Annotated in this window: 21 protein-coding genes; all 21 read right to left on the bottom strand. The window is 41.5% G+C overall.

All coding sequences use genetic code 11. The annotated features are described in order from the left end of the window. The coding region (locus ACGF7G_RS11705) for a hypothetical protein (RefSeq protein ID WP_387465658.1) at positions 1–169 on the bottom strand (169 nt) is incomplete at its 3' end. Positions 170–197: 28 nt separating this feature from the next. Next, complete coding sequence (locus tag ACGF7G_RS11700; RefSeq protein WP_387465656.1) at positions 198–818, bottom strand: cycle-inhibiting factor; 621 nt, start codon at positions 816–818, stop codon at positions 198–200. Positions 819–1,095: 277 nt separating this feature from the next. Continuing rightward, a complete protein-coding gene (locus ACGF7G_RS11695; protein ID WP_387465654.1) occupies positions 1,096–1,998 on the bottom strand; it encodes a DUF4255 domain-containing protein in 903 nt (300 codons plus the stop codon). Between the two features lie 24 nt (positions 1,999–2,022). Then, a complete protein-coding gene (locus tag ACGF7G_RS11690) occupies positions 2,023–4,104 on the bottom strand; it encodes an ATP-binding protein (RefSeq protein WP_387465652.1) in 2,082 nt (693 codons plus the stop codon). A gap of 9 nt (positions 4,105–4,113) precedes the next feature. After that, complete coding sequence (locus tag ACGF7G_RS11685) at positions 4,114–6,075, bottom strand: contractile injection system tape measure protein (RefSeq protein WP_387465650.1); 1,962 nt, start codon at positions 6,073–6,075, stop codon at positions 4,114–4,116. 72 nt (positions 6,076–6,147) lie between these two features. Then, a complete protein-coding gene (locus ACGF7G_RS11680; RefSeq protein WP_387465648.1) occupies positions 6,148–7,434 on the bottom strand; it encodes a hypothetical protein in 1,287 nt (428 codons plus the stop codon). Between the two features lie 150 nt (positions 7,435–7,584). Further along, entirely contained in the window at positions 7,585–10,485 is a 2,901-nt protein-coding gene (locus tag ACGF7G_RS11675; RefSeq protein WP_387465646.1) for a hypothetical protein, read from the bottom strand. Continuing rightward, complete coding sequence (locus ACGF7G_RS11670) at positions 10,478–13,183, bottom strand: hypothetical protein (protein ID WP_387465644.1); 2,706 nt, start codon at positions 13,181–13,183, stop codon at positions 10,478–10,480. The genes ACGF7G_RS11675 and ACGF7G_RS11670 overlap by 8 nt, the downstream gene beginning before the upstream one ends. A 100-nt stretch (positions 13,184–13,283) precedes the next feature. After that, the gene (locus ACGF7G_RS11665; protein ID WP_132352037.1) at positions 13,284–13,700 is read right to left on the bottom strand and encodes a hypothetical protein; all 417 of its coding nucleotides are present in this window, start codon (positions 13,698–13,700) and stop codon (positions 13,284–13,286) included. Beyond that, complete coding sequence (locus ACGF7G_RS11660; protein ID WP_387465642.1) at positions 13,697–14,143, bottom strand: GPW/gp25 family protein; 447 nt, start codon at positions 14,141–14,143, stop codon at positions 13,697–13,699. The genes ACGF7G_RS11665 and ACGF7G_RS11660 overlap by 4 nt, the downstream gene beginning before the upstream one ends. 12 nt (positions 14,144–14,155) lie before the next feature. Further along, complete coding sequence (locus ACGF7G_RS11655; RefSeq protein ID WP_387465640.1) at positions 14,156–15,757, bottom strand: phage baseplate assembly protein V; 1,602 nt, start codon at positions 15,755–15,757, stop codon at positions 14,156–14,158. Next, the gene (locus ACGF7G_RS11650; protein WP_036840752.1) at positions 15,754–16,437 is read right to left on the bottom strand and encodes a hypothetical protein; all 684 of its coding nucleotides are present in this window, start codon (positions 16,435–16,437) and stop codon (positions 15,754–15,756) included. Before ACGF7G_RS11650 ends, ACGF7G_RS11655 begins: the two co-directional genes overlap by 4 nt. Beyond that, the gene (locus tag ACGF7G_RS11645; RefSeq protein ID WP_036848631.1) at positions 16,424–16,603 is read right to left on the bottom strand and encodes a DUF5908 family protein; all 180 of its coding nucleotides are present in this window, start codon (positions 16,601–16,603) and stop codon (positions 16,424–16,426) included. Before ACGF7G_RS11645 ends, ACGF7G_RS11650 begins: the two co-directional genes overlap by 14 nt. After that, on the bottom strand, positions 16,600–17,058 hold the full coding sequence (locus tag ACGF7G_RS11640) for a phage tail protein (protein WP_387465637.1): 459 nt from the start codon (positions 17,056–17,058) through the stop codon (positions 16,600–16,602). The genes ACGF7G_RS11645 and ACGF7G_RS11640 overlap by 4 nt, the downstream gene beginning before the upstream one ends. 18 nt (positions 17,059–17,076) lie before the next feature. Next, positions 17,077–18,246: a phage tail sheath family protein gene (locus tag ACGF7G_RS11635; RefSeq protein ID WP_387465635.1), complete on the bottom strand. Its 1,170-nt coding sequence runs from the start codon at positions 18,244–18,246 to the stop codon at positions 17,077–17,079. Between the two features lie 54 nt (positions 18,247–18,300). Then, complete coding sequence (locus ACGF7G_RS11630) at positions 18,301–19,689, bottom strand: phage tail sheath family protein (RefSeq protein WP_387465633.1); 1,389 nt, start codon at positions 19,687–19,689, stop codon at positions 18,301–18,303. 11 nt (positions 19,690–19,700) lie between these two features. Next, positions 19,701–20,783 carry a phage tail sheath family protein gene (locus tag ACGF7G_RS11625; protein ID WP_387465631.1) on the bottom strand — a complete coding sequence of 361 codons (1,083 nt, stop codon included), beginning with the start codon at positions 20,781–20,783 and terminating at the stop codon, positions 19,701–19,703. Between the two features lie 173 nt (positions 20,784–20,956). Next, complete coding sequence (locus tag ACGF7G_RS11620) at positions 20,957–21,406, bottom strand: phage tail protein (protein ID WP_021326062.1); 450 nt, start codon at positions 21,404–21,406, stop codon at positions 20,957–20,959. Between the two features lie 613 nt (positions 21,407–22,019). Then, positions 22,020–22,913, bottom strand: coding sequence for a hypothetical protein (locus ACGF7G_RS11615; RefSeq protein ID WP_387465629.1), 894 nt, complete (start codon positions 22,911–22,913; stop codon positions 22,020–22,022). Between the two features lie 407 nt (positions 22,914–23,320). Then, entirely contained in the window at positions 23,321–24,316 is a 996-nt protein-coding gene (locus ACGF7G_RS11610) for a hypothetical protein (RefSeq protein ID WP_387465627.1), read from the bottom strand. A 90-nt stretch (positions 24,317–24,406) separates the two neighbouring features. Then, positions 24,407–25,420 (bottom strand): cytotoxic necrotizing factor Rho-activating domain-containing protein, encoded by a 1,014-nt coding sequence (locus tag ACGF7G_RS11605; protein ID WP_387465625.1) that lies wholly within the window; start codon positions 25,418–25,420, stop codon positions 24,407–24,409. Between the last annotated feature and the right edge of the window lie 27 nt (positions 25,421–25,447).

The following is a 25,447-nucleotide window of genomic DNA, read 5'->3' as shown; positions in this document are numbered from 1 at the left end:
CATTGCGACTAAAACAATAGCCTAAAATAACATGATAATCCGAAGAATTAATAATTTCTTCTATCTCCTGATAGGTGGTTTTTATGACATCTTTGATATGTATTAGGTGAGCATCTCCTATGGAGACAACAAATGTATGATTTTCCTTTTCAGCGGCGTGTTTTGCCATTTTCTCTGCTAACGTTGGATTGATATATTCATCTCGCCATGTACCAGAAGTAGAACGGAGCATTAATGGGCTCTTTTCTTCTAGAACTTAACCAATCTACTATTTTAAGTGCAGGTAATACGCCATTTCCTAAATCTGACTGATAAATATATCCTACAATTCCTTGGCTGGTTGATGTAATATCAATCAGAAACATATGTCCAAATCGGTGATCATTAACTAATGCAACATAGCTACCCGAATCGTTGAATTGATCAAGTTTTTCGGAAAATTCATTGCCGTTTATTTTTTCTTTTTTAAATTGTTCTACAGGATTAACGGCCTGTTCTCCTTCGGTCATTAATTTAAATATATTTTGTGCAGACAAGCCGCAAACCGGTTCAATGGGATCATAAGGGTTTATTCCAACGATATCTTTATAAGCTTCAAGTCCTCCGAATTGAGAAACATTTTCATCGATTGCTTTAAGTATAACATCAGAATTTCTATCGATGATTTTATCCTCCCAATTATCATACCAAAGTAATTTGTTTCCCTTGGGATCATTATGGAGTTTTATAATATCATCTATTAATTCTGTAGAATTTTCGTTATCGTTTTGGGATGATAATCTCCCTCTTAGTTTAGATGGCTTGGTGTGACAACCCACTTCCAGGTGCGAGTCTGTTGCTATATTTGCAGATTTTTCTGCATTTTTTGTTTCTGTTTTTCCACCATTTTCTTTAACATTTTCACTATGTTAGTTTTGCATTATTTTACCTATAGAATAGAATGAATTCGATGAATGAATAGCATATGGATCAAACTAATATTTCACTATTTTTATAACATGGAAAGCTGAAATAAACATATTAAAAATGATTAATTTTAATAAATAATGATTTGTTAGGTGAGTGATTGTTTTTTATTTTAGTATAAAAATAATTTTAAATCCCAATTAACTTATCCGCATTTTCTTTAGAAACAACAATGCCAACACTGTTTATCTTAACAATAGCCGCCTGGCTGTTTTTCCATTTGGCAAGCGTATCTTTTATTTGTGGTAAATAGGTTGTACTCGTCATACCGGAAACTTCAACAATAACGCTTTCATTTTCTTGATTTTGATTATTTTCTGTATCAGGCTCGGTTGTCAGATTCACTTTAGCAAGGGCAAGACGTACATCTTCTGTGCCGCCTAATTCCACGCATAATTTATCTATTAAAGCCTGGTTTATTTGTGAATTATCCAGACTGGGTTTTTGGTCCACAGAAGCGGATATTTTACTGACTGGGGTTACATTGTCTTCAATATTTCGCAATTTCATCGGTACAGTAATGGAATATAATAGAGAGAGGCGAGGGCGATTACCAAGAGCCTGCCAAAAGTTACCTAAGCTATTCAAATTCTCCTGTTGTGGGATTATGCGAGTATATGCACCGGGTATGCCGGTTAATTGACGATTATTAATCAATGCATTTAAAACGCGTGTCATCACTTGTGCCGCCTGATTATCCGGCTGGCTGTCCGGGCTGGCGCTGTCGCTGGACGGTTTATTGGCATCCCAGTAAGTGATTAAATAGTTACAATTGATGTTGAACCATCCCGGTAATAATGTACTGGTTAGCGGGTTATAACGTCTTGTTTCAGCAGAGCGTAATTGCAGATCTTCGTGTATATCGTAAAGAAATACGCTGACTGTTGGTTCTGATTGAATAGAATTAATTTCTGGTAGATCAAAGCGGATATCAATATTCTGACCAGGAATGTTTAAATATTTAATTAGAATATCGTTTAATGCTTTATTAATATCGATAATCGCGTTGTCAGAAGCAATTATAGTTGTCATGTTGACTCCAATTCTACTTAATTTTTAAAATGCTAATCGGCCGGTTTTATTTAATTCAAGTATCACGGCTCGTTCTATATGTTTATTTTCAATCTGTCCGATATTATCATCTGCGGCTAATATGGATGATAATAGAGCAATATTTCTGATGTTTGCTCCGGTTAAATCAGACCGTTTAGCCAGATGTTCAAAATCAATTTCGTCGGATAATGTCAGTTGTTCAGGCCAAATTTTTTGCCACATTTTGTTGCGTAATGCTTCATCTGGATAAGTAAAACGGGTAATAAAGGTAAAGCGACGGTTAAACGCGCTGTCCAAATGGCTACGGTTATTGGTAGCTAAAATCACTAATCCCGGATAATTTTCTAGTCGTTGTAGTAGGTAGGAAACTTCAATATTGGCGTGTCTATCTTGGGCGTCTTTGGTTTCACTGCGTTTACCAAATAAAGCATCCGCTTCATCGAAAAATAGCACGCCGGAATCCGCTTCGGCCAGATCGAAAATACGAGAGATATTTTTTTCTGTTTCACCAATGTATTTATTCACCACGGTAGAGAGATCAACTTTAATTAAATCAACGCCAAGATGACCGGCAATTACCTCAGCGGCCATGGTTTTACCGGTACCCGATTCTCCGTAAAATAACGCGCTAATGCCGGTACCGTAGCTGATTTTTTCCTGAAATCCAGCGCTTAGAATTTGGTCACGGTAATGAATGGCGGTGATAATTTCTTTTAACTGTTGCGCCAATATATCTGAAACCACTAAATCATTAAAATTGCGTTTTGGGGTGATTCGTTGGGCTAATTTACCGAAATTCTGTTGAGCGCGAAAACTTAATGCCTTACGCAGATCTATTTCTTTTATTTGATCTTCTGGTTGCCGAATCATTTGATATTGATGCGCTTCTTCAAGAATGAGCGGTAATGTTTCCGCGGTAAAGGAGAAGCGTTGACAGAGCTGAGTAATATTGATGTCTTGGGTGACATTTGCCGGTAAACTTGCTTTTAGCATTGTTTTTCTCTCTGCTAAAGTTGCTACTGGCATATCAATTTGCACCATTGGTAAATGTTTAAGCCAGACTAATGCATCTCCCGGTTCTGTCAGGCAAATTATTTTTAATTTCGGCTGGTTCAGTAAAACAGGTAATTCATGATGTAATCTTTTTTTTTCCTCTACAAGCAAAGAAAAATTACGGATGAGTAAACAAGCATCGTGTAACCGAATTTCCCGTATTGCACCCGTTAGTATGGATATTGTGACACTATTTTCTTCGTCGGGCAGGTGGGCTAAATCTAGGACTAAGGTATGAATACCATGAGATGCCATAATATTGCTGACCGCTAATGCTCTGGCGCTGTCCTGTCTTCCTCTGAGTATGACTAATGGGCGTATTTCATCGGTGTCATTCAACAATACCTTTTCAAGAGAAGAATAAAGAGTTTGCGGATACCAATTATGTGAGGCTGGAATACGCCAGTTAGTACAGGTTATTAATGGCGGTAGGATAACTCGCTGTCCCGATAGAAAGTGCCATACTGCGTTGTGAGTTAAGAATTGTGTCTGTAGCCAAATAGATTCTTCGTGGTTATTGAGCCGTAATAGTTGGTTACTAATTAACGGTGTTTGTGGCAGAAAACTATTTTGCAGTAATTGTCGATCACTTTGACATTGGCTGAATAATTCAATCGCTAGCGCGAAACTGGGCCACTGTTTTTTACTGTTACCATTTAGAGCGGCAAATAACGCATGATAACGGCTATCGAAATGGGGTAATAAACCTAATAATAAAACATCACGCTCAAATTCAGTCAGTTCAAAACGTTCGACCAATAATGATAATGCATCAAGGCCAGGGCTTTCCTCGATTTCCGGATAGCGAATAGCATCATTTACATTATCTAGCCAATGAGGAATACCCTGTGGTGATATTAAACATTGTTCTACTTCATCTTCGGTCAGTAAAAAACTTTCTGGTAATGAATCGTACTGATCTCCGTTTTGATAATAATAGTGCTGTAATAGCAGATCGATACGTTCCAGATGGGGATAAATCCAGCGTAATTCAGCCATGCTATAGTGGTTATTTGTCAGTAGATAGTTCATATAAACCTTTTAGATGTTTTGCCAGTCAATGCGTAAAGGGCGATTCAGCCAGGGCAGTTTGGCGATATTTAATGGCCACGGCCAATTGGCTAACAACATATCAAACGGTTGATGTTGTACCGTGATTTTGATTTCCTGTTCGTTTATCAGCAATTCCCCCGATCGTTGTAAAAATAGTTGGCGAGCATCATTGCGGCTTAATTTTTTCCAGCCAGGAAGTTGGCTGATAATAGCGTCTAACCATTGATCTATGATCAACTGCTTTTCTGGTTCAACAGAGATTATTTCAATAATTTCATCAGCCATTAATCCGCACAGAACGTTATTCAATATATTTCGTTCTGTCTGTATTTCTTCGTTTCCCCAAATCAGATAGTTAAGGAAATTAACCGCACTGAATTGGGCTTGACGATGAATAAATATTTTATTATCAAGTAAGCCGAATTGATTAAATAATGCAGGCAGCATCGGCCATAAAACTAATGCTCCAGCATTATTTATCTGATATAGAAGAGGTTGTTTAGGCAATAAAGCGTATTCAGAATGTGTTTTATTGATATTATGTAATTGGTTAGAGTTACTTCCTGTAATATGCGAGTTATTCGATGTTGGTAATGTTTTATGGTTTTCTGATATTACCTCCTGATTTGTTGAATATTTATATCTATGAACATTTTTAATATCAACATGAGTTACGGCTAATTTCTTGCTGGATTTATCTTTATCTGCATGGTCTGAAATAAAATGTTCAGGTAAATATTGCTCTTCCTGAATATTGATGCTGTCATGATTATTAGCAATTAATTTTTTATCGAGTATATCTTTATCCGTATGATTTGAAAAATAATGTTCAGGTAAATATTGATTTTCCTGAGTATTGATGCTGTCATGATTAGTAGCAATTAATTTTTTATCGAGTATATCTTTATCCGTATGATTTGAAAAATAATGCTCAGGTAAATATTGATTTTCCTGAGTGTTGATGCTGTCATGATTAGTAGCAATTAATTTTTCACTGAGTGTATCTTTATTCATATGATTTGAAATAGAATGCTCAGATAAATATTGATATTCTTTAGCTGATAGATATTTTTTACTGAATTTTTCAACAGTAATAGTTTGCCCGAATTTTTTTAACCAACTATTTAATGGAATATTGTGAGTGATAATCTGGCGAAATAACGTAATAATAGATGCTGCATTAATTGTACCGTTATCTAATTCAGTGGTGATATGTGATAGCACTTTCGCATCCAGTTCAGGTATCTCCTGTGTATGATTTAGCTGTATATATTGCAACGCATTGAGTATCAGTTTTCCGGGGGAGATAGGCTCCCCCGGATATTGTGGTTTGTTTATTCCTTCGGATAGTCTGTGGTTAACAGCGCTTAATAAATCGGGTTGCTTAAGCGCTAATAACCGTTGTAGGTTTGGTTCAGATAAACAGCTTTTTGCTAATAACAAAACCCATTTATCTTCTATTACAGCTAATTGATTAATTAGTTGCTGAATATTGATATCAATATTTTTATGATTATCTATCACCGCTATTGAGTTTAATACGGAATTTTTCTGATTTAAATAATGAATGAAATCTTCAACATTAATTGAATTGTTGACATATAATAAAGAGGGTTTGTTGGTTATTTTTTGCGATTTTGATTCTATTAGGGATGTTTTTTTCTCCTGATGATTAATTTGATATTGGCTTAATGCTTTATTTAGCGCAGTATTAAGCTTTATAGGGAATAGTGAATTGAAATTATGTGGATTTATTTCACCAAGATCCAGAGTTAATGTTTCTAAATAGATATCCTGATTAATGGGATGTTGAGTAAAGAATGTGTTAAATAACTTATTGATATCAGTTTGATTAAGCAGGGAGCCATGTAATACTTTTTTAGCCACCTGTTGATTATTAGCCTCAATAGTAATGATAATCCGGTTTAACAGATTTGGCTCCCAAGTCATATTAATATTTCCTTTTTAACTAATGAATATTAGTAAATATACGTATAAAATATGGTGCCATAATTAATTGGTTTACATTTTCATGATATATTTCATGAAAAATACATCTATTCTTAAATGACTTCCAACATCTAAATTCCAATAATTTGTATCTCTTTCTGACCCACCTGAAGTTATAAAAATATTATCACTTTTTTGTTTATTCAAATTAGGAGTGCCATTGTTCCCATCACACCATGCCCAACCATTAGGTAAACTACCATTACTATAAAATGGCACAATTGTTCCTGGTGGGATAATTAGGTCTGAGAGTGCTGATGCAATTGATTGTATATCAATGCTTACGCCATCACTGTCTACTTTAATACCACTACCAGCCTTAGCTTTTACAGAGACGCCATTACTATCAACGTGAATACCATTGCTGGCCTTAACATCCAATCCTCCTCCAACTGTTACCCCCCAACCAAGATTCACAGAGATTCCTGTGGGATCAACTTTAATTGTGTTATCTTTGGATTTTACAGAGACACCATTCCAATCAGCAGTAATACCATTGCCGGCCTTAACATCTAATCCATCACCTATTTTTATTCCCCAACCAAGTCTTACGGATATCCCTGTAGGATCAACGTTAATTGTGTTATCTTTGGCTTTTACAGCGACACCATTACTATCAACGTTAATACCGTTACCGGCTTTAACTTTTACACCGTCTGAACCCAAGCTCAATCCACTGACACCACTCCAACTATTACCGGAATTACCCCCTGCTAATTTTAAATAAAGACCAGAACCGTCAGTGACTGTGATACCACCGTTATCCCAACATTTAACAGCTATCCCTTCGTTATCAACGGCAATCGCATTATTAGCTTTAGCTTTTATAGAGACGCCACTACCATCAACATTAATGCCATTATTCGCCTTAATTTTTACACCGTCTGAACCTAGGCTCAATCCACTGACACCACTCCAACCATTACCGGAATTACCCCCTGCTAATTTTAAATAAAGACCAGAACCGTCAGTGACTGTAATACCACCGTTACCCCAACATTTAACAGCTATGCCGCTTGAATCAACAGAAATACCGCCGGTAGGGTTAGTTTTCACCGATAGTCCATGATTATTATCCAGTTCCAGCCCTGAATTTGGATTATCTGTCTGATCTGGTGCTTTACCCACTGCCCGGCGACCGATATCAGCAATATCAATCAGGTCTGAATAATCAGTTTGTAGGGGAATACTTCCCGCTTTAAAACGATTCTTTAATTCATCTGATGAAGGTCCTATTGATTCAGGATTGGTATTTTCTGTATTGGATTGCGAAGTAGACAGATTATGTTCTTTTTCCATTTTAGTGACCTTATATATAATATTGAATTATTCTATTTTAAATATCCTGTAAATATTTCTTGATCATAAGAGAGTAATCGGAGGATATTTTATTTAGTAATGAAATTGATGGTTGTTTTTATAGTGCAATATTAATTTCTGTGACTATTTTTATTTAGGTTGAATATTAGCTTGAATTTTCGGTACATATAATAACTGATTATCTTCTATGACCTTTTCATTCCATTGATCTCCATGTTCACCAATGACCTCTATTCGTTGCTGTTCGGTGGCGATTCGCATATTACCTGTACCGGTTGCTGCTGAAGGTAAACGCCCTAGCGTTAGCGTTTCTAAAATATTATAGGCTTCATCACCCAGAGGCGCGCCATTATTTTGCCAACGCTTATAAGTGTTAGCAAAATTCTTGAATTGTTCCGGTGATAGCCAGTGGAAAATCATGGAAAGATGGGCTGGGAATTCAGCTAAGATCTCCGTTTTTACCCACGCCTCCAGTTTATAAGGATCGACCTTATCATTCTCAATAAGCTGACGATTAATCACTACACTGACTATAAATGAAAAACGATCAGCCAACGCGTATTTTTCATTGGAAAAGTACCAATGATAGCGCCATGCGTCTTCTGATTTCGGGAAGTTGTATTGTTGGCCTGATATTTTTTTAAGTAATATTCGGCCCTTAATGCGATCAAATTCTACGACTTGTGCTTTAAGTTCATAATCGGCGGGAGAATCACTATGAGCTAATATTGCTGTCGGCGGTCCATCGGGGGTAACAACATATTTCAGGGTGACTTCATCCTTTACTTCGATCATAGCAGGGAAGGGACTTTGGGTGCTGGAGGTGATCCAACGTTCGTCTTCTGTTCCCGTTTGATATGTCTCACTGGCATAAACCAGTTGATAATCCATATCTTCCATCCATACCGGGCTATTACACCAGCGTAAATTACCTTGTTCAAACGCGGTTTTTACGCGGTCTAGATTACGCTCTAGATCAGTACTATTACGGGTGTTAAGAGAGAAGGCGTCTCCTGTAATATCGGTGATCATTTGGCCCCGTAATGTGAATTTTCTGTCGTCCTCAATAATAATCAGATTAATTACCTGCCCGTGCAATAATTGATCCGCTGCTCCTTTCTGGGTAATGATTAATTGATGATTTTTAGCATTGGGCTCACTTTTTATTTCCAGATTATCGGGCTTTTGCTCACTATCGAATTTTTTGTCAGGCTTTACCGGTAATAGCTGACGATGTTCAATCAGATAAAAAGGCAAATTAGCCAAGTTGGGATTGTCTTTAAAGCATTCTCCACCTAAGCCAATACGGGCGGCAATCCGTTTTTGCAGCGCTGACACTTTATCAATACGAATATTATTACGCTGGTAGGTCAATTCAGGTTGTTGAGCCAAATAACCGCGCTGAGTAGAGAGAAAATCTAATGAATCCAGAGTGAGTGGTCTGGCCGCGCGATGAGTGCCAAAATATTCCAATAAGTCATTCAGGATTGATAATTCTTTTGCATAATTTTGCCGATGGATTCCGTCATCATTATTGATTTGGGAATCATCATTTAGCTGTTTGATTAAATCAGGCATGATTTGCTGATGGACTTTATAACCAACAGTATTGTCTTTAAAAGGCCACTGTGCGCCATATACCGCATTTCCCCGTTGTTTAAAGGCTAACAGTTTCGGCAAAATAGCGAGTTCGGCGCAGCCGTTAGCCAGTATCTGTTCAAAAGGCAACATAAATTGGTGCAAGTGTATTTGTTGTTGGGTCTCGGCGTAGGTTTGTAATCCATAGCAAGCGGGTAATTTATTGCTGATCGGATAATAGTCCAGGACTTTACGATGTTTGCCCCAGTTTAATAATTCAGGCTGTGTCTGAATTAATGGTGCAATAATAATTTTGTTTTCTATGTCTTGTTTAGATACGGCGACTTTTACCCCACCTTTGGCGGTAATAATAAGCGGGCTTGCTGGCGAGGAAATTAAGCTTAAGGGATCACTGCCCCATAGCCTGGGATAATATCTTTGAGCGATTGTCCAGGACCAATTATCGTCCGCCAGCGGAGAAATGTTTTCATCGTGTTTGCCTAATGCCAATTGGGTAATACTTTGTATTCCGGGAATAGCCAATAAACGATTAGCCAGATGGCTGAGCTTTAATTCTGTCGCCGTGGTGTAATCTTTGGCCGCAGGTAGTTCAGGTATCCAGCCGTGATGTAAATAAGGTCCCGCGAATATTTCTTCATTGCTGTAGCCTAATTCTTTCATGGCTTGAGTGGTATAACGTAACGGCTTTGCCAGGACCGTCTGTGTGGTTGTCATATAGACTTTGGCGAAGATGTCAGCAATATCTCTCACATCATCATCCAGTTCAATAGCAAGCTGCAACAGGAAATCTGTGGGTTGTAGCCAGATAATTTTACTGACGGATTCCCCTAGATTACGGTTGTTTTTTAAGAAAGCCGCCAGACTTTGCTGTGCCAGTACCTTATCGGCCTCAGTTTCCCGGCTAGGGAGTAGATAAAGCCAGTAATTGCCTCTCAGCGTTAATTGTTGGCTGTCTGGCGTCTGAATGAAACTGTATTCACGTTTCTGTTTGTTATACCAGTACTGATAACGTTCACTTTCAGGTTCACGAACTAGCTGTACATCGTTAAAGAAAAAATAACCTGTGCTTTTGTCGTTAATGTTATCGCTGCTATGCAAATCCAGTAAGGCGCGGCGATAATCTTCCGCGGTAATTGGGCCACAGGTCAGCATTTGTTGCGGGCCGAATTCCTGTGGAAAAATGCCATCGTCCGGTGTCTGTTCCTCTTTTTTAGGCGTGAGGAGATCCCTCAATGGCAGCGAATGGCGATAGGCTAGATCAGATGCACCGTAACAACCCGCTTCTAATAAGGTAATACCGGGATCATTTTCTGCTGTATTGCTCCAGAGTTGCCCAGACTGTTGCTCAACTACCGTCTTGGCTTGAGTGAGTAAGGTTTCAAAAGCGATATCGTCTTTAACGATGGGAAACAGGGCATCCTGATTATCCATTGTCTGCTCCTTTATTAGCGGAACTCTTTTCTGACCAAACCAAAATCAGTACTTCATTATCAGCGGCTTCTACACTGTCACCGACTGCTCCTGCGGTTTGGGGCGATTTTTTCAACGTTAAGTTGGTGACCCGTTCCACTAGAGGTGACTGCTGAATGGTGGCTAATAACGGGTAGTAATCAATGCGGTTGCCGGTTGTGACGCCGATAGCGCTATCTTCTGCCCACGGCATATATTTTCGGCTGAGTTCCTGCTGTAACTGATGGCGGCCATAGTCGGGATTAACCCCCGTAGCAAACACCAGTTGATAGCTGATCAGCACGTCAACATAGCTGGGATTGTTGATTTTGAGGGTGGTCCAGGGACTGCTGAGTTGGCTTATCCAGTCGGCCATTTCCGCCAGTCGGGCCGGATTCAGGATTGGGCGTAGCGCATCGTCGTTATCTTTGTAACGGCTATTAGGGATCACAATCAGTTGTTGCGTTTCCGGAGCCGGGATTTTGGTTAATTCATTGGCGGAAGGGTATTTGACATCAAATATGCTGATAAAATTCTCTTTCAGTAGCGTAACGATATTATCCCAACTTAAAGCACGGTTACGATGGGACAACCGGGGCGGAATTCGTGTAAGAAAAGCGGATTCTGTTTCTTTCGGACGACCGTTCCAGGATGTCCAGGGTTGATTCACACGGCTAATGACGACGGACGCGCTGACGGTTTGCTTGATGCTATCGGCGGCTAATCCATCGATAAAGTGATCATTTTTAACAGTTTCTGGGTTGATTAATGTAGCGGTGGTGGCGTTATACAGTATGCCTTGCATTTTGGGGTAATTCTCAGGGGCGGTTTGTTGAGAGATCTCTGCTTTCAACCAGTATCGTCCTGACGGCATTAAGGTTGCCTGATTTGACGCGTCTTGTGGCAATAACGTACTCCATATCCCCTGGTCAAACAGGTTGTGAGTTTGATCGTGAACCCGTTGATTTAATGGCTGCCAGCTGTTTTGCTGATTCAGATAAGACCAAAATAGCGTAAGTTCTTGAACACCGACCAATTGCCAGTATAGGGATAAGGTTTGTCCCGGTGATACATTGGTGAAGCCCAAATAGAGTGCGTCATTAGCGAATGAAGGCGTTTCAGCGTTCGCGTTGCCCCAACCGAAAGGAGTAAGGGGATAAACGGTGTATTGCTCAGTTTTTACTTTAGCGCTGAATGCGATTTGCAATGCACTGATTTGTGGGGTGTAGGGTAAATTTTTACCGGTTGGATCTTGCCAGTATTGGGTGTGCATAAAATCCTGCCCCGTCAATTCTATGCGCACTGATGCAGGCCAGTCATTGGGCGATGGGCTGTCTGCAACAGGATAATCCATTGCCGGTAAGGTAAATGTCAGGCTTTGCCCTTGTGGTGCATCGGTTCCGCCAAATAACGATGGGGTTTCAGTGAGTTTCTTTCTTTCCTGAGGCGTGACTAAATAGCCCTGGACTTTAAACGCGCTATTATCCGGTTCAGGGGTGTACCCTTTATACCACGCTTTAAAACTCTTTGTGGGCAAGCCAACCCATTGCGGAATCAGGGTAAGCGTCGCGTTTTCAGAACCATACCATTCAGGGGCAACCAGATTAAAGCCGGAACCCAACGATGGATATTGACCAAAGGGGAAACTGGTTTTATCTGTTTGTTCAGTTCCGCCATCAGAGGCATAGTGCACACTGCGGTTGCCGTTGATATTGATTTCAATACCGGTAATTTTGGGCAGTATGGGTTTCTGAGTCGTGCCTAATTTTAATACCGGTACGTCGAATGTCATGCCATCAAGGTTATCTGGCGGGTTGATAGGATCAGCCGTGGATGATAATCCAAGTTCAATGTTCTTTTTGTCGATAAGTTTTACCGACAACGATAACCAGTGATCTTCTGCACTAATTTTGGCGGTGAGATGTTCAGCTTGACCTTCCCAATCGTTTTCCAGCGTCAATGTGATATGGCGTTCTCCGGCGGACATAGCAAATAAAGAGGAGGTAATCAGATAACCGGATAGAACCGACACGTCATTAGCTGTTGGTCTAAAAAGTCGGATACCATTTTCAGGTAATGCAATGTTATCCGAAAGATTAAAAGGTATTGCCGATTGCCAGCCATTGTTGCCATCTTTCCGATACCAACGCAGGTCGGTCAGCGCCCCTTGATTCGCCAATAAATCCGCGTCTGACGCATACTGTAACGAATTGCCGGCGCTATCTTGCCCGGCATCAAACAGGGTGCCTTGTGCTACCAGAAATTCCGCGTTATCTGTATTCAGGGTAACGCTGATAGCAACGCTATCAGCCTGGGCATTTTTGGGGTTCAGTCCCAGTAATTCTCGATAATAAAGATCACGGTGTCGTGCCGGGAAGGTGTTTAATAAGCGTTTGGTTGTTTCTAATAGTTTTAAAAAAGCCAATATAAAAGCCTGATGTGGCGGTAAAAGGCCATTGGCTTGATTAACTTGTTGGTAAATACTAGCTAATTGCTGAGGACTATTTTTCTGAATAAAGTAAAAACTGTCCCAGAACTGTTTTTTATCTTGATCGAAAGGGATGATTGCGGAGTATTTTTTAAGCCAGTTTAAAATATCCAGCGTGCTTCTTTCATCAAGTTTAAAAGCAGTATTTGACACAATAGCAGAGAGTTTATTATCTAACTCGGCCTGTCCCATATTTACACCACCTATTATTTGAATATATCCCTGATCAATTCTCAGGAGATCATAGTTATTTAGAAATATAGTTATTTAGAAATAAGGTTGAAGGGAGGATTTATCCGGCACTGACGATATATTGGCTGGCAATAAAACGACCTTTTCCCATACTCGGCGTTGTCACATCCGGGCCACTCGATGGATTATTCGCCGGTTGTGTCGGGGTGAAACGGGCGGTAAATTGCTGCCCGACCACGATCACCGTGGCGGTGCTGCGACAAAAGTTTGCCTGCTGGCTGGCATCCAATTGAGCAATGGTGATCATCCCCATGCCGGGTATCGGGTGGCTAGGGGTAATATATTGCGCCTGAAACTGGACCTTTTTTTCGTCACCCACTATGGCGATCTTTTTGCCTTGGATCTGGGCGTGCCCGCTGCCTCTAATGGTTGCCGGTCCCAGAAGGGTGACTTGCCGGTTGCCGAATAGCGGTTCAAATAGCAGATTGTCACCATCCACCACGAGTTGTTTACTCATAGATTCACCCACACCTGGCCTTCGCTGACTTCAAGGATGCCATCAATTTGTTGGTTGATTTCGCTGCCTCTCAGGGCGTAAGTCACTTGAACATGTAGGGTATTTGGCAAGTCCGTTCTCTGATTGACCTGAATCACCGTGATTTCCGCGCGCGGTTCATAACGCAGTACGCGTTCTTCAATTCGAGTTTGGATTTCTGCTATCAGTGCATCATTGATATTGGCAAACAGATAATCATTCAGGCCACAACCGTAATCTTCACGCATAATTCTTTCGCCGGGTTCAGTGAGAAAGAGAATTTTCATGCTTTGGCGAACATTTTCCGCACCTGCTGCCATTTGGACACCGGTGGGTATTTTTGACTGTATATTCTCTTGGATAAAAAACTGTGGCGGAAAAGCCCAACCCCGGCCATAAATATCGGCTAATATGTTGTCTGTCATTTTGCTGTCCTATTATTGTGTTAAGTTAATTTTCGCACCTTTAATATCGACGCCGGACTTTCCAGTGGCTGACAAGGATTTTTCCGCCTGTAGGTTAATTTCTTGGGCTTTGGTGATCAGATTTTTCGCCGAATCTAGCGTGATATCTTTATCCTGTTGCAGTGATAATGAATGTTTTCCGCTATTAAGGGCGGTAATTTTGTCTTGATGATTGAACACTAATGCTTGTTGATTATCCCCTTGTTTAATGACCAGGGTTTTTATTGGATTTTTTTCACTGGGTTCTATTGGCGCTTTATTTTTTGGGTTGTGCATAGCGCCTAATATCACCGGGAAGCGCGGATCGCATTCAAAGAAACCGATAATCACCTCATCCCCCGGTTCCGGGTAGAAACAGAACCCGCTTTCATGACTGGCATAAGGTTTACCTAGTCGGGCAAAGAGTACACTGTTGGTTAAGTTTAACGCCGGTATCCTGACCGGAATTCGGTCCAGTGACTGCTTGTCCTGTTGGTATTTTTCCACAATCCCCACATGCAGCTCTTTAACTTGCGGGATCGCCGGTTCTGTCTCCGGCAACAGGCCCAGAATTAGCCGGGTGCGCCAGCCTTGCCGCTGATTGATGGTCTGACTGACGCCGGTGATAACACCTTTACCATCTATTCCTTGACCAAAGCCATTTAGTGCCAGCAGATCGCCTGGTTGATAGCGGTTATCCCCTGCGACTTCAACATTGCCGGAGACGTTATCACTTCGCAGGTTATTCAGGATGCCTTGCGCAAGGTATTTGGCTTGTTCATTATCTTGCGGATAGCTAAAAACCCATTGCCATGTCTGATCGGATAAGGTTGCCAAACTGTCTGGCGAGAGTTGACCACTGCCAAGCCGACTGTTTTTTGCCTGAGTGGCCTGAGATAGTTTTTGTTGGGCGATATCCCAGGATTGTATGCTCACCATTTTGGGGCTGTGCCGGTTATCCCATTGCAGATCTGCCTCAAACAGCACAATGTCTTGATCACCGGCACGTTGTTTAATTGTGTGCACGGTCGATTGATTAAGTGATTCTGGCGTCACTAGCGTGACCGTCTCGTTACCGGGTAATAACCAGATATTGGTGGCGACCAGCCGGTTTTTTAAGAATTTCCAGTCATGGCAGCGAAACTGGACCATTTGCTCATGTTCAGTTTTAAGCTGAGGTGCCTGTTTTATCGTGACAGGTATACCTGCTTGACTGAATAGTTTTCTGATAATGGCTTCATCACTTTGTTGACTGAATAACTGTGAATGGAAATTGTCAGTGAGTTTTTGCAGTGGATGTTTCGCCGTTAGGGTAACCAGACTGTCCTGACCTTTGAACTTAAGCGCCAGCCGAACAATGATCCCCTTAAACAACACGGTTTTTTGCAGTTGCACGATCAGTTCTTGATTGGGCCGACAGCTTGTGAGTTCAGCTTGAGATTTAGCGGCAAAAATCGCGTTGGCGTCACCGGCTACGCTAAGAGTGATATTGGCTGTGGGGATACCGTTGATTTGGTGGTTTACGGTCAGACTCATCACAGAAAACTGGCTGAGGGTTTTTCCCGCTATTTTAAGGTCTATCGCCGGTATCTTCATGCATCCCCCTGTGCCTGTAGTGTTTGCCCCGGGGTGAAATCATCAAGATTATCCAGATTGTTTTGCCAAGCGAGGGTGAGGTAATCAATGCCGCCTGCCAGAGAAGCTCCGGCACCTAAGGCGATTAACGGCAGAGAGAGCATATCGGTCACGCTGACTGCGGTGATCGGCGGTGATTTTAACTGCTGTTCAGTGGCTTGAATAACAAAGCTTTCGTCCGCGATCAGCGATAAAGTGGCGCTGGCTCGCAGTGGAGTAGCGTCCCGGTCAAATAGGGTGTAATTGATGGTGAGATCACTAGCCCGGCAGGCGAAATAACCTTTGTTTTCCCAACGCATTTTGCCCCATTTGATTTTGAGGAAGTGGGGCACGTTGGTGCTGGCATCCACCGTACACAAAGCTTTCAAGGTTGCTAGTTGGGTTTCTACCGGGATGTTGTTGCCCGGCATGGTCGCGTCAAATAGCAGGACTAACGTCAAACCGGCGGGTTGTGATAGCACATAGCGGCTGCTTTGGCTGGCATTGTTAACGCTTTCATCCTGTTGGTAGTGGGTTTGATAATCGAGCTGAATCCCATCAGGGTTATACATTGCCTGTAAGCTGCCTACGGAGATTTTCCCTTCCCGGTCTTTAAAGGCGGTAAGGGTGAGCTTGGACAGGCTGCGTTCAATTAAGCTCATAATAGCCTCCTGTTTCACGCAATGCCTCTAACACTTCCCGTTTGATAATCTCGATCAGACGGGCGTTATCTAGCGTCTCTTGGGCTAATGTCTGTGATGTGATGGGATTACTCTCGGAATCAGTCACTTTAGCTCGAATAATCAGCTCCTTAATTTCGACGGTCATACTTTTACTCCTAACCAGCGCATATCTTGATAACGCAACTCCAGTGAATTCACCAAAACAGTATTGCTATTGGCGTCAAAGTCGCCGGTGGACCAGCGTACTGGTAGCGCGTTGCTTAATGTCCAACTTGCCACGGGTAACGAATTTTCATTCAGTAACATAATCACGACATCGGCATAGACCGCTTTTTCACCACGCAGGACACGATCAAACATCAGCGTGAGTGGTGTCACCGTCATCACGCCACGCTCCAACATCAGACTGCCATGTTGGATTTTTTCGGCCAGCCAGGTATTTCTGGCGTTTTCCCCGCCTTGGCTGTGTTGGCTAGTTTGTAACTCACGGCTCAGGCCCGATATCCGTTGAAAGGCGATATCCAGTGGACTGGGAATGTTGTTAAAAAGAAAACTGGCGATAAAACGGTGTGACACTGCCGGGGTGTAGAGGTTGTTCATATGTTGCCTCTGTTTAACTTAGCGGGTGGTACGGGTATCAAATGTCAGGTTTAGCTCAATAAATTCTGCCGGAGTTAAGACTGCGAGGCTGATTTTCATGATCATTTTTCCTGCCCGTATATCGGCTTCACTCATTGATTCACCCACACCCAATAACACCTTGAACGCCTGATCTTCTTGGGTGCCTCGTAGCCCGCCGTTTAACCATAACTGACGCAGCCAGTTATAAGCTTGTCCTTTAAACTTCATCCAGGTGATGGCGTTATTGGGTTCAAAGACAAAGGCACGGCCCAGTTGGCTCATATGCGCTTCGATATAGGAAACCAGACGGCGGATCTGGATATAGCGCCAAAGGGAACCGGGGGTATTTTCCAATGTTCGGCATCCCCAGATCCTGATACCTTTACCGGGAAAGCTGCGCACCAGATTCAGTGAAGCGCCATCTGGGTTGAAGAGTGCATTCGCTTCAATATAAGAGCGTACCGGGCTAATTACTTTGGCTAAGGCAATGTTGGCTGGAGCGGTCCATACGCCTTGTTGGTTATCGTTACGCTGGATGACGGCAGCTACTGCGGCGGTGGGTGAAAGCATGATAGGGTTTTGCGCATTATCGGAATAGGCGCTTTTTAGCTGTGGCCAGTATACCGCGCCCCATTGTCGAGCAGTGGAAGAAAACTGTTTTAAACACTCAGCGGCTAATGTGGGATTATCTGGGGCATCCAATAATCCCATGATACCGCGTCGGCTCTTGCAAAGATTGAGCGCCGATTGCCAAAATTGTAACCAAAGATCTCTTTGAGTGTAGAAAACCTCTGTCTGATTAAAGCGAATAGCATCTGGGGTGATAATCAGAGTAATGTCGTTCTCTGCGGAAATCGTTTGTGTCAGCCACTCTTGTTGCAGTGCGGTGATCAATGACGGAAAATCGCTTAATTGTTTTTCCGTACCCAGTGATAGCACATAAGCTTGTTGGCCGCCATTTTCAAAGAAGTGGCGTACGGAATAGTACATTAATCCTGACGCAGGAAATGACCGGGTAAAATCGGCCAAACTGTTAAGCTTGATAGCCGTTTTATTGACCAGTGATGAGGTATAACCAATAAAAACCGGTATACCGATGAATGCGTCATCCTGTTCTGGGGATATCAGGTTTTCGGTGACGGTGACGCCCGGCTGTTTTATCTCCATTATCGTCTCCTTTACGACTGAATAGACGCGGTGTTTAACCGCGTCTCAGTGCGGTTACTGTGCTACATTTTGTGAAAACTGAAGGATAATAAACTCAGCTGGACGTACCGCCGCCATCCCCACTTTGACAATCATTTTCCCTTGTTTAATGTCGTCGTCGGACATGGTGATACCTTTACCAATCTGGACAAAATAGGCTTCCTGCGGTTTATTGCCCGCTAATGCCCCTTGTTGCCAGAGGGCGTAGAGATAGTTGTCAATGGCTGATTTCACCCGTTTCCAGGTGGGTTGGCTATTGGGTTCAAAGACGACGGATTGCATTGCTTGCTTGATGTCCCGCTCTGCGCTGTTAAATAGACGCCGAACTGGAATGTAGCGCCAGTTGTCATCATTTTGCAGAGTGCGTGCGCCCCACACGACAAAACCTTTGTTGGTGAAATAGCGGATGGCATTGATACCTTTTTGGTTCATGGTACCTTGCTCATCGTCAGTGAGCCGTTCGGTGATATCACTTATCCCGCTAAGTACAACATTTGCCGGTGCTTTCCAGACACCACGGCTAGTGTCAGTAGCGCAATAAACTCCCGCCATGACAGCACTGGCAGGAATGACGCTGTTGGATTTTGTTTTGTCCTGTATTGCTTGGACAGCTTTTTTGTAGACATCCAAGTTTTTCTCTTTGAGTTGCGCCAGATTTTTGACTTCATCGGGTTTTGTTTTTGCATCTTCATAACCTGAAACTGTGATTAGGCTATCTTCCTCTTCCGCTTGAATAGGGTGTGAAATTTTAACCGCCGGATAATAAGTCGCGGTTTGTGATTGCACGTTAACGCTAGGTGCGCTTGTTTTATCTTGGCTGTCAGCGATAAGGAAATAGCCGGTATTCAATAATGCGGATGTCAGGCTATTGTATATCGCGCTCTGGTAGGAAGGATCCTGTTCAGGGCAGACGATTAACGTAATCTCCAAAGCTTGCTCAATTAGCTCTGGAATTAACGCCGTAGTTTTCGCATCTGCTGAATCGGCAATGGGCAGGATATAACAAGGTCCGCCGCCATTTTGGAAATAGAGTTTTAGCGCATCGTTGCTTGTTGTTGAGGTCACTGTATTTATAGCGTAAGTGTAATCTGTGTTTGTATTGTCTGCGTCAAGAGCAATATCGGCAGTTGCTGTATCGCCTTCAACGTTCTCGGAAAGCGGAGGGGGAGATGGTGGAGTTGGTTTTGTCGATGTAATAGCGATTGACGTAATACAACCTAAATTAAATTGATTAGTAAAATCCAGCCAGTTACTAACCCGTACCGCTTGCGGGGTTGCGTTGGTCTTTTTAGGCAAGAAACGGCCAATAAAAACGGGTATAGCGGTGTTCCCATGACTAACAGAGAGCGATAATGACGCATCTTCTTCAATATAGACGCCCGGATAAGTCGGTGTTGTTGGCATGTTGCCTCCCATTATTGAGCGATATTCTGCGTGAACTGCAAGATAATAAATTCGGCGGGACGGACAGCCGCCATCCCGATTTTGACGATCATTTTGCCTTGTTTGATATCGTCATCGGTCATGGTGATGCCTTTACCAATTTGAACAAAGTAAGCCTGTTCGGCTTTGTTGCCCATTAACCCGCCTTGTTGCCAGAGGGCATAGAGGTAGTTATCGATAGCCCGTTGCACGGCTTTCCAGGTCGGTTGGCTGTTGGGCTCAAACATCGCAAAACTCATGGCGTTTTTAATGTCCCGCTCTGCGCTGTTGAATAGGCGGCGAACCGGGATATAACGCCAGTTATCGCTGTCATCAAGGGTTCTGGCTCCCCAGACCAGCGTACCGCTCCTGGGAAAGGTACGGATCATATTCAGCGCCTTACCTTGGTTATATTTCCCTTGCAGGTCGTCAGTCATCGGGTATTTAGGTTGTAATCCTCCCTGAATAGGGACATTAGCGGGAGCTTGCCAAACACCCCGGCTGTTATCGACACTGGCATAAATACCGGCCATCACGGCGCTGGGCGGAATATCAATACTGGCTTTATTTTTTCCCCATGCAGCGGTCAGCCAGGGATAATAAACCGCACCATATTGAGTTGCTGGATAAGGCTTAAGTACATCGTCTGGTTTTAGGCCCGAGGTTATTTGAGTTATTGGGCCATCAAAAATGGCGAATAATCCTTTGCCTAATTGACAGAGTGTTCCAACGGCGGTTGTAATGTCTTCTCCGGCAGCAACCAGTAGTGTCACATCGTCAAGCTTTGGGACCTGACTTTCTAAATTTGCAGTTTTGATAAGATAGCCATACCCACCGCCGTTAATAAAATAGGCGCGCAGTGCGACATCAAGCTTATTAGCGGGATCGAATGGCCCACCTTTTAGCGTTAAATATTCCAACCAGCTACTAATACGAACATTGGAATTGTCGGGTATTAATGAATTGTCATTTGCGACGGCAAAAACAGGCACCGCCGTTGCACCCGAACGAACAGAGAGGGCCGGAGAGGCGTCCTCTTCAATATAAACGCCGGGATAAGTTGGGGTTATTGGCATATTGCCTCCAAGTTATAGTGCGATATTTTGCATGAACTGAATGATGATGAATTCAGTTGGACCGATGAGCCATGCCCATGTTGATCATTATTTGTTGGTGCATTGGCGATTGAACGTGTCAGGCGATTATCTTTTCAATATAAACACCGGGATGGCTTGTTATTGTGGATGTATTAAGCAGCCTGAATGGTGACGCGATCTGCGGTCAACGTGATTTCCTGAACGGCAATATCATTGCTGGTGGCATCAAAAGAGGGGGAGGTGAATGACGTTGGGAAAGCATTTGCCACATTCCAGGTCATTAAAATTTCGGTGCCGGCTTCATTGGTCAGGCTAATTGCAATATCTTTCTTCTCAACCTGATTAAGTTGAATAGAGTTAATCCAGTCAAAAAGTTTAGTGTCGCCAGGGAATACCCCTTTACGCAGGGTGATATTGATTGATTGACGTTGGCCCGGCATTTTGTAGTAATTACCGGTGCCATCTTTATATTCGATAACTTCATGAGAAATATCTAGCCCGGAAACGTTGTTAAAGGGGATTTGCTCGTCACCAACTGAGACAACAAACCGATAAGTAGGAATGGGATAGTCAACCGCGATTTGTTCTGGAGTTGTAGCCATGGTTTTTTCCTTTATTATTTACATTTGAAATATAAGAAAAACGTCTATTATTTTGTTTTTCCTAGTACTTGACTATTGGGTATAGCTACCGCAACAACCTGGTTTAGATAGGTTGTTATTCGTATTTGGAAAATTATTCAATGATTATTTAGATCACCTTTGATAAAACAAAATGATTATAGAGAATGAATTCTTATGAGGAATATCAATTAATGATAATGGTGATTTTTAATTAATGTAGTAGGTGTTAATAATTTTATGTGTCAACATTTTCCTATGGTTTCTATAAACAAGGAGATAAATTACATCTGTGATATTTAATTTTTAATAATATTGTATGTTCATGGCGTGTTTTATTGTCATGGTGGAATGGTTTTGATGACAAATTAATAATCATAAAAAACTTAATCACGCCAATGATTATTAACGGAATAGGTGAAAATTATTATTGGAGTACAAGGGGATGAGTTTTATGCGAGAGTGCGCCACAGGTGGCGCAAAATTATTTGGTCTGGCTTGATGTTGTATTATTATTGGCTACCCATTGGTTGGGTATTATTAATACGAAAAAATATTATACGAAATACGACATATAAAGACGAGTTAATCTCTTTTATTCCTTTGGACCAGGCATTTTATGCCAGGTGTTTGTGCCTTTCTTTTTATATGAAGTGATATAACCTAGGGGAATAGGGGTAATAAATGTCAGCTCTTCCGTACGCGCGGGCATCATTGCGACGAATTCTGATTGTTGAAGAGTTTGATGGCTCATCAAAAATTCGGGATAATTAATTCCTCTTTTATCTTGTCTGATTTCCTGACCAATAGTTTCTCTACTCATCTCCTGCGGTCTTAGTCCAGGAATTTCCATCTTGTACAGGTAGGCAGCGTGTCCCCCATATCCACCACAATCTGTATTTATTCCTGTGGATACGTAGTTCTGATTTGGACTCCTGACATGTCCTACCATATGCGCTGATGGCCCATCGCTAATAAATGCATCCGTCAATGCGCTCTTAATCTCGGTAACATGCTTTTTTGACCATGGATAAAATCCACCTGCGGCTACAATTTTTTCAGGATCCCGATTATCCCCTCTAAAAATAATGACATCTTTTTGATCTGTCAGTTCTAATTCATGTTTGCCAACGGATAAAGTTGAAGATGTTATGTCATTAAAGCTTGATGTTAATAATGTTTCAGAATCTATAGTGGAAGAGGTTGATTGATTAGCTGCTGATGTTGAACTTTCCGCAGTTGTAATAGCAGGCAGTTTTTTTCCCTGTAATGATTTTGGCTTTGGTTTTGGCTCTGGTTTATTCATATTTACAGAAGAACTGCTTGATGAAGAGGGCATCGCAAATTGGGAAGAGGATTTTTTGGTGTCGGAGAGTCCTCTTTCACTCAACATCTTTATACGTTCACTTATTGTTAGTTTACGCTCAAAATTATCAGTTTGTGATGAGCTTTCTTTTTGCTTTTCATCTTTGTTAGATTCGTTTTCCATATTATCACCTATCTTGTTCTGAGTAAGAATGACATTTGTGAGTAAATAATTATATTAATAGCCTGTATTTAATTCAATAGTCTTACTCTACAGCGCAATGTTGTATATTTTCATTTTTTATTTAACTGCCTGTATTTAATAGGTGAATCACAAAATAGCTATTTTGATTGAAATGTATTTTCAGATATGTCTTATTTTTCAATAAACATCTTGTCACAATAATAATCTGATTAATCAGAAAAATAATAAAATAGATGGATTTAAAAAATAAATTATGATTGGGAATGGGAAAATAGGGTGCAGCATTGCTACGTCCCAGATATTTTCCCTGATTTGGTAGGATGAAGTGCTTGTGGTTAAATGGTGATGTTTTTGTATTTTAAACGGTTTTCATTATCCTTGCATAATTAACTATCTCTATTCTCTGATGAAAGTTTTAATACTTGTTTATTAATGCTATTAATTCTGATTTCTATTTTATTTCTTGCCCTTGCTAATGTATCTAAGGTTAATTTCTCTCCCTTTATTTTAGCAGAAATCCCTGAAAGACTCATTCCATCATCTCCATAGTTTTTACGTATAAATGTGACTGCATCAGAATGGCTTTCATGGAGAACTTCACGGATACTATTGGTGAAATCTAATATATGTCTGGCTTTATCATCGTTCAATCCTGCTAATGCTTTATGGTGTGATATGGCCAGTTCAGCAAGTTTATAGGCAGGAATTTTTGCCGGGGATATTCTACCGACAATTTGTGACGTTATTAAACCACCAGTAGTCACTTTTAGATTGTCTTTATTACCGATCTTTTTCTTTATTGCTTTCAAGATAGGGTTTTTATTGTAATTATTGATATCAAATATCATGTTTCTTGTTTTAGGATAAGGGTGTGCGATTTCCAATTTCTCATTTAATTTTTCAATCGCTGTGTCATTAAGATAATTTAATCCTGTTCCGGCTAATGCGCCAATACCCATGCCTGCCAGAGTGCCAATACCCGGTGCTATAGCACTGCCTATGGCTCCGCCAATAGCGCCGCCGGCTATACTGCCTCCGGTATTTAATAGGGTTTTTAATGCAGTCGTCCCTATATTTTTAGCCATATTACTTCCGGCAGATTCAGGGGAGTCCATTGATTTTAAGGTCCAGTCTAATTGTTTTAAATGACCTTTAACCACAACCATCCATTTGTAATATTCGGAAATGTTCTCTTTCCAAAATGTATATTCATTAATTTGGTCTGAACTAACAGAATTATTTCCCCTCATGTGATTTAAATCTAATCCCATACCTAGCGACGTGCTGCCTATATTACTCTCATCATGTTCAGTCTGTATTGAAGATCTTTTAATATTATTCTCTGAATGTTTGGCATTTTCACTGTGTTTTTTGTTTGGCATATTACCACCTTTTTATTTATCCAGGGTAAGTTCATAAATTAAGATATTATTGGCGTGTGAAATTTTTCCAGCCCCATTATTTTGGGCAGATTATAACAACCGTTTTTTGAGTGAATTAATAACCTTAATGGTATTGCCTTTCTTGCCCGGCGAAACAATAGCATCCTCCGATAATACTTTGACGTTCACCTTGCCTTTATCATCCCGGGCCAGCAGCGCATAGCTGTAACCCGCTCTGATAGCCAGCTTTTCAGGTTTGATTTCGTCATAGTTAAAAATGCTGACATTTTCTGCTGTGTTATCAATGACAACTCCCGGTTTTCCCATATAGGTAATGACACTTTGATCATACTTGGCGAAAATATTCACTAAATCATTATTATGTTCCCCAACTGTAACCGGCTCGCTATCCGGTAAAAGGGCTTGATGGCTCTGATTGGTCGTGACAACACCCTGCCGCCCTGTTTTCCATTCATCATCACCCGGTTTCTGCCCCGTATGATAGGCAAAGAAATCGTTATCCTTCACCGCATACATCATGGTACAACCGCTCAATGCGCCGGACGTGATAATGACCGGGCATTCAGGTTGTATATCCTCCAAAGCAATTTTTATCCCTACGGTTCCCGATGCGCCATTGACCACATTTATACCGATGATATTGGGATCCAAGGTATTTTCTCCCCAATGCACGCCTATTGTTGCCGAACCTGATTCGGAAGAGGTGACCTGATCGCCGTTAAATCCAGCAATAACACCATGAAAAGGATTTTTATGATTGGCGTGGTTATCTTTCAGCGGCATCGCCTGTGCAAGCTTATGGTGACGGTCATAGCGATGAGCTATGACCGGTAGGTTAATTGGCGCATCCTCGCTGCCCACTAATAGCCCCTTATTTTTCAGCGGGGAAATATGCCCTTTGTTAAGCTCTCTATCCGTGAGAAATTGTTTTAATCCTTTAGGTCGCTTGTTTTCATGCTCTTTTTTCACAGGTTGGAGGGTAAGAGGCTCATTTCCATCAGAAAAGTCTGATAATGGTGATATCTTAGCGGTATTTTTAGAACGTCGTCTGGATGTTGTCTGAGAATTAGCACGTTTGAACATGAATAAGCCCTCTTAAGTCAATTATTT

The organism is Photorhabdus sp. RM323S (assembly GCF_042879375.1).
GTDB classification, from domain to species: domain Bacteria; phylum Pseudomonadota; class Gammaproteobacteria; order Enterobacterales; family Enterobacteriaceae; genus Photorhabdus; species Photorhabdus tasmaniensis.
The sequence above is the reverse complement of the archived record's forward strand: the minus strand, read 5'-3'. Positions and strand labels throughout refer to the sequence as shown.

Bases quoted from the DNA above. Each gene is read 5' to 3' on its own strand.
- ACGF7G_RS11650 (WP_036840752.1), bottom strand. From the start codon at position 16,437: ATGAGCTTAATTGAACGCAGCCTGTCCAAGCTCACCCTTACCGCCTTT.
- ACGF7G_RS11615 (WP_387465629.1), bottom strand. From the start codon at position 22,913: ATGGAAAACGAATCTAACAAAGATGAAAAGCAAAAAGAAAGCTCATCA.
- ACGF7G_RS11665 (WP_132352037.1), bottom strand. From the start codon at position 13,700: ATGAGTAAACAACTCGTGGTGGATGGTGACAATCTGCTATTTGAACCG.
- ACGF7G_RS11625 (WP_387465631.1), bottom strand. From the start codon at position 20,783: ATGCCAATAACCCCAACTTATCCCGGCGTTTATATTGAAGAGGACGCC.
- ACGF7G_RS11685 (WP_387465650.1), bottom strand. From the start codon at position 6,075: ATGACTTGGGAGCCAAATCTGTTAAACCGGATTATCATTACTATTGAG.
- ACGF7G_RS11680 (WP_387465648.1), bottom strand. From the start codon at position 7,434: ATGGAAAAAGAACATAATCTGTCTACTTCGCAATCCAATACAGAAAAT.
- ACGF7G_RS11620 (WP_021326062.1), bottom strand. From the start codon at position 21,406: ATGGCTACAACTCCAGAACAAATCGCGGTTGACTATCCCATTCCTACT.
- ACGF7G_RS11655 (WP_387465640.1), bottom strand. From the start codon at position 15,757: ATGAAGATACCGGCGATAGACCTTAAAATAGCGGGAAAAACCCTCAGC.
- ACGF7G_RS11610 (WP_387465627.1), bottom strand. From the start codon at position 24,316: ATGCCAAACAAAAAACACAGTGAAAATGCCAAACATTCAGAGAATAAT.
- ACGF7G_RS11630 (WP_387465633.1), bottom strand. From the start codon at position 19,689: ATGCCAACAACACCGACTTATCCGGGCGTCTATATTGAAGAAGATGCG.
- ACGF7G_RS11660 (WP_387465642.1), bottom strand. From the start codon at position 14,143: ATGACAGACAACATATTAGCCGATATTTATGGCCGGGGTTGGGCTTTT.
- ACGF7G_RS11670 (WP_387465644.1), bottom strand. From the start codon at position 13,183: ATGGGACAGGCCGAGTTAGATAATAAACTCTCTGCTATTGTGTCAAAT.
- ACGF7G_RS11695 (WP_387465654.1), bottom strand. From the start codon at position 1,998: ATGACAACTATAATTGCTTCTGACAACGCGATTATCGATATTAATAAA.
- ACGF7G_RS11605 (WP_387465625.1), bottom strand. From the start codon at position 25,420: ATGTTCAAACGTGCTAATTCTCAGACAACATCCAGACGACGTTCTAAA.
- ACGF7G_RS11635 (WP_387465635.1), bottom strand. From the start codon at position 18,246: ATGGAGATAAAACAGCCGGGCGTCACCGTCACCGAAAACCTGATATCC.
- ACGF7G_RS11645 (WP_036848631.1), bottom strand. From the start codon at position 16,603: ATGACCGTCGAAATTAAGGAGCTGATTATTCGAGCTAAAGTGACTGAT.
- ACGF7G_RS11690 (WP_387465652.1), bottom strand. From the start codon at position 4,104: ATGAACTATCTACTGACAAATAACCACTATAGCATGGCTGAATTACGC.
- ACGF7G_RS11675 (WP_387465646.1), bottom strand. From the start codon at position 10,485: ATGGATAATCAGGATGCCCTGTTTCCCATCGTTAAAGACGATATCGCT.
- ACGF7G_RS11640 (WP_387465637.1), bottom strand. From the start codon at position 17,058: ATGAACAACCTCTACACCCCGGCAGTGTCACACCGTTTTATCGCCAGT.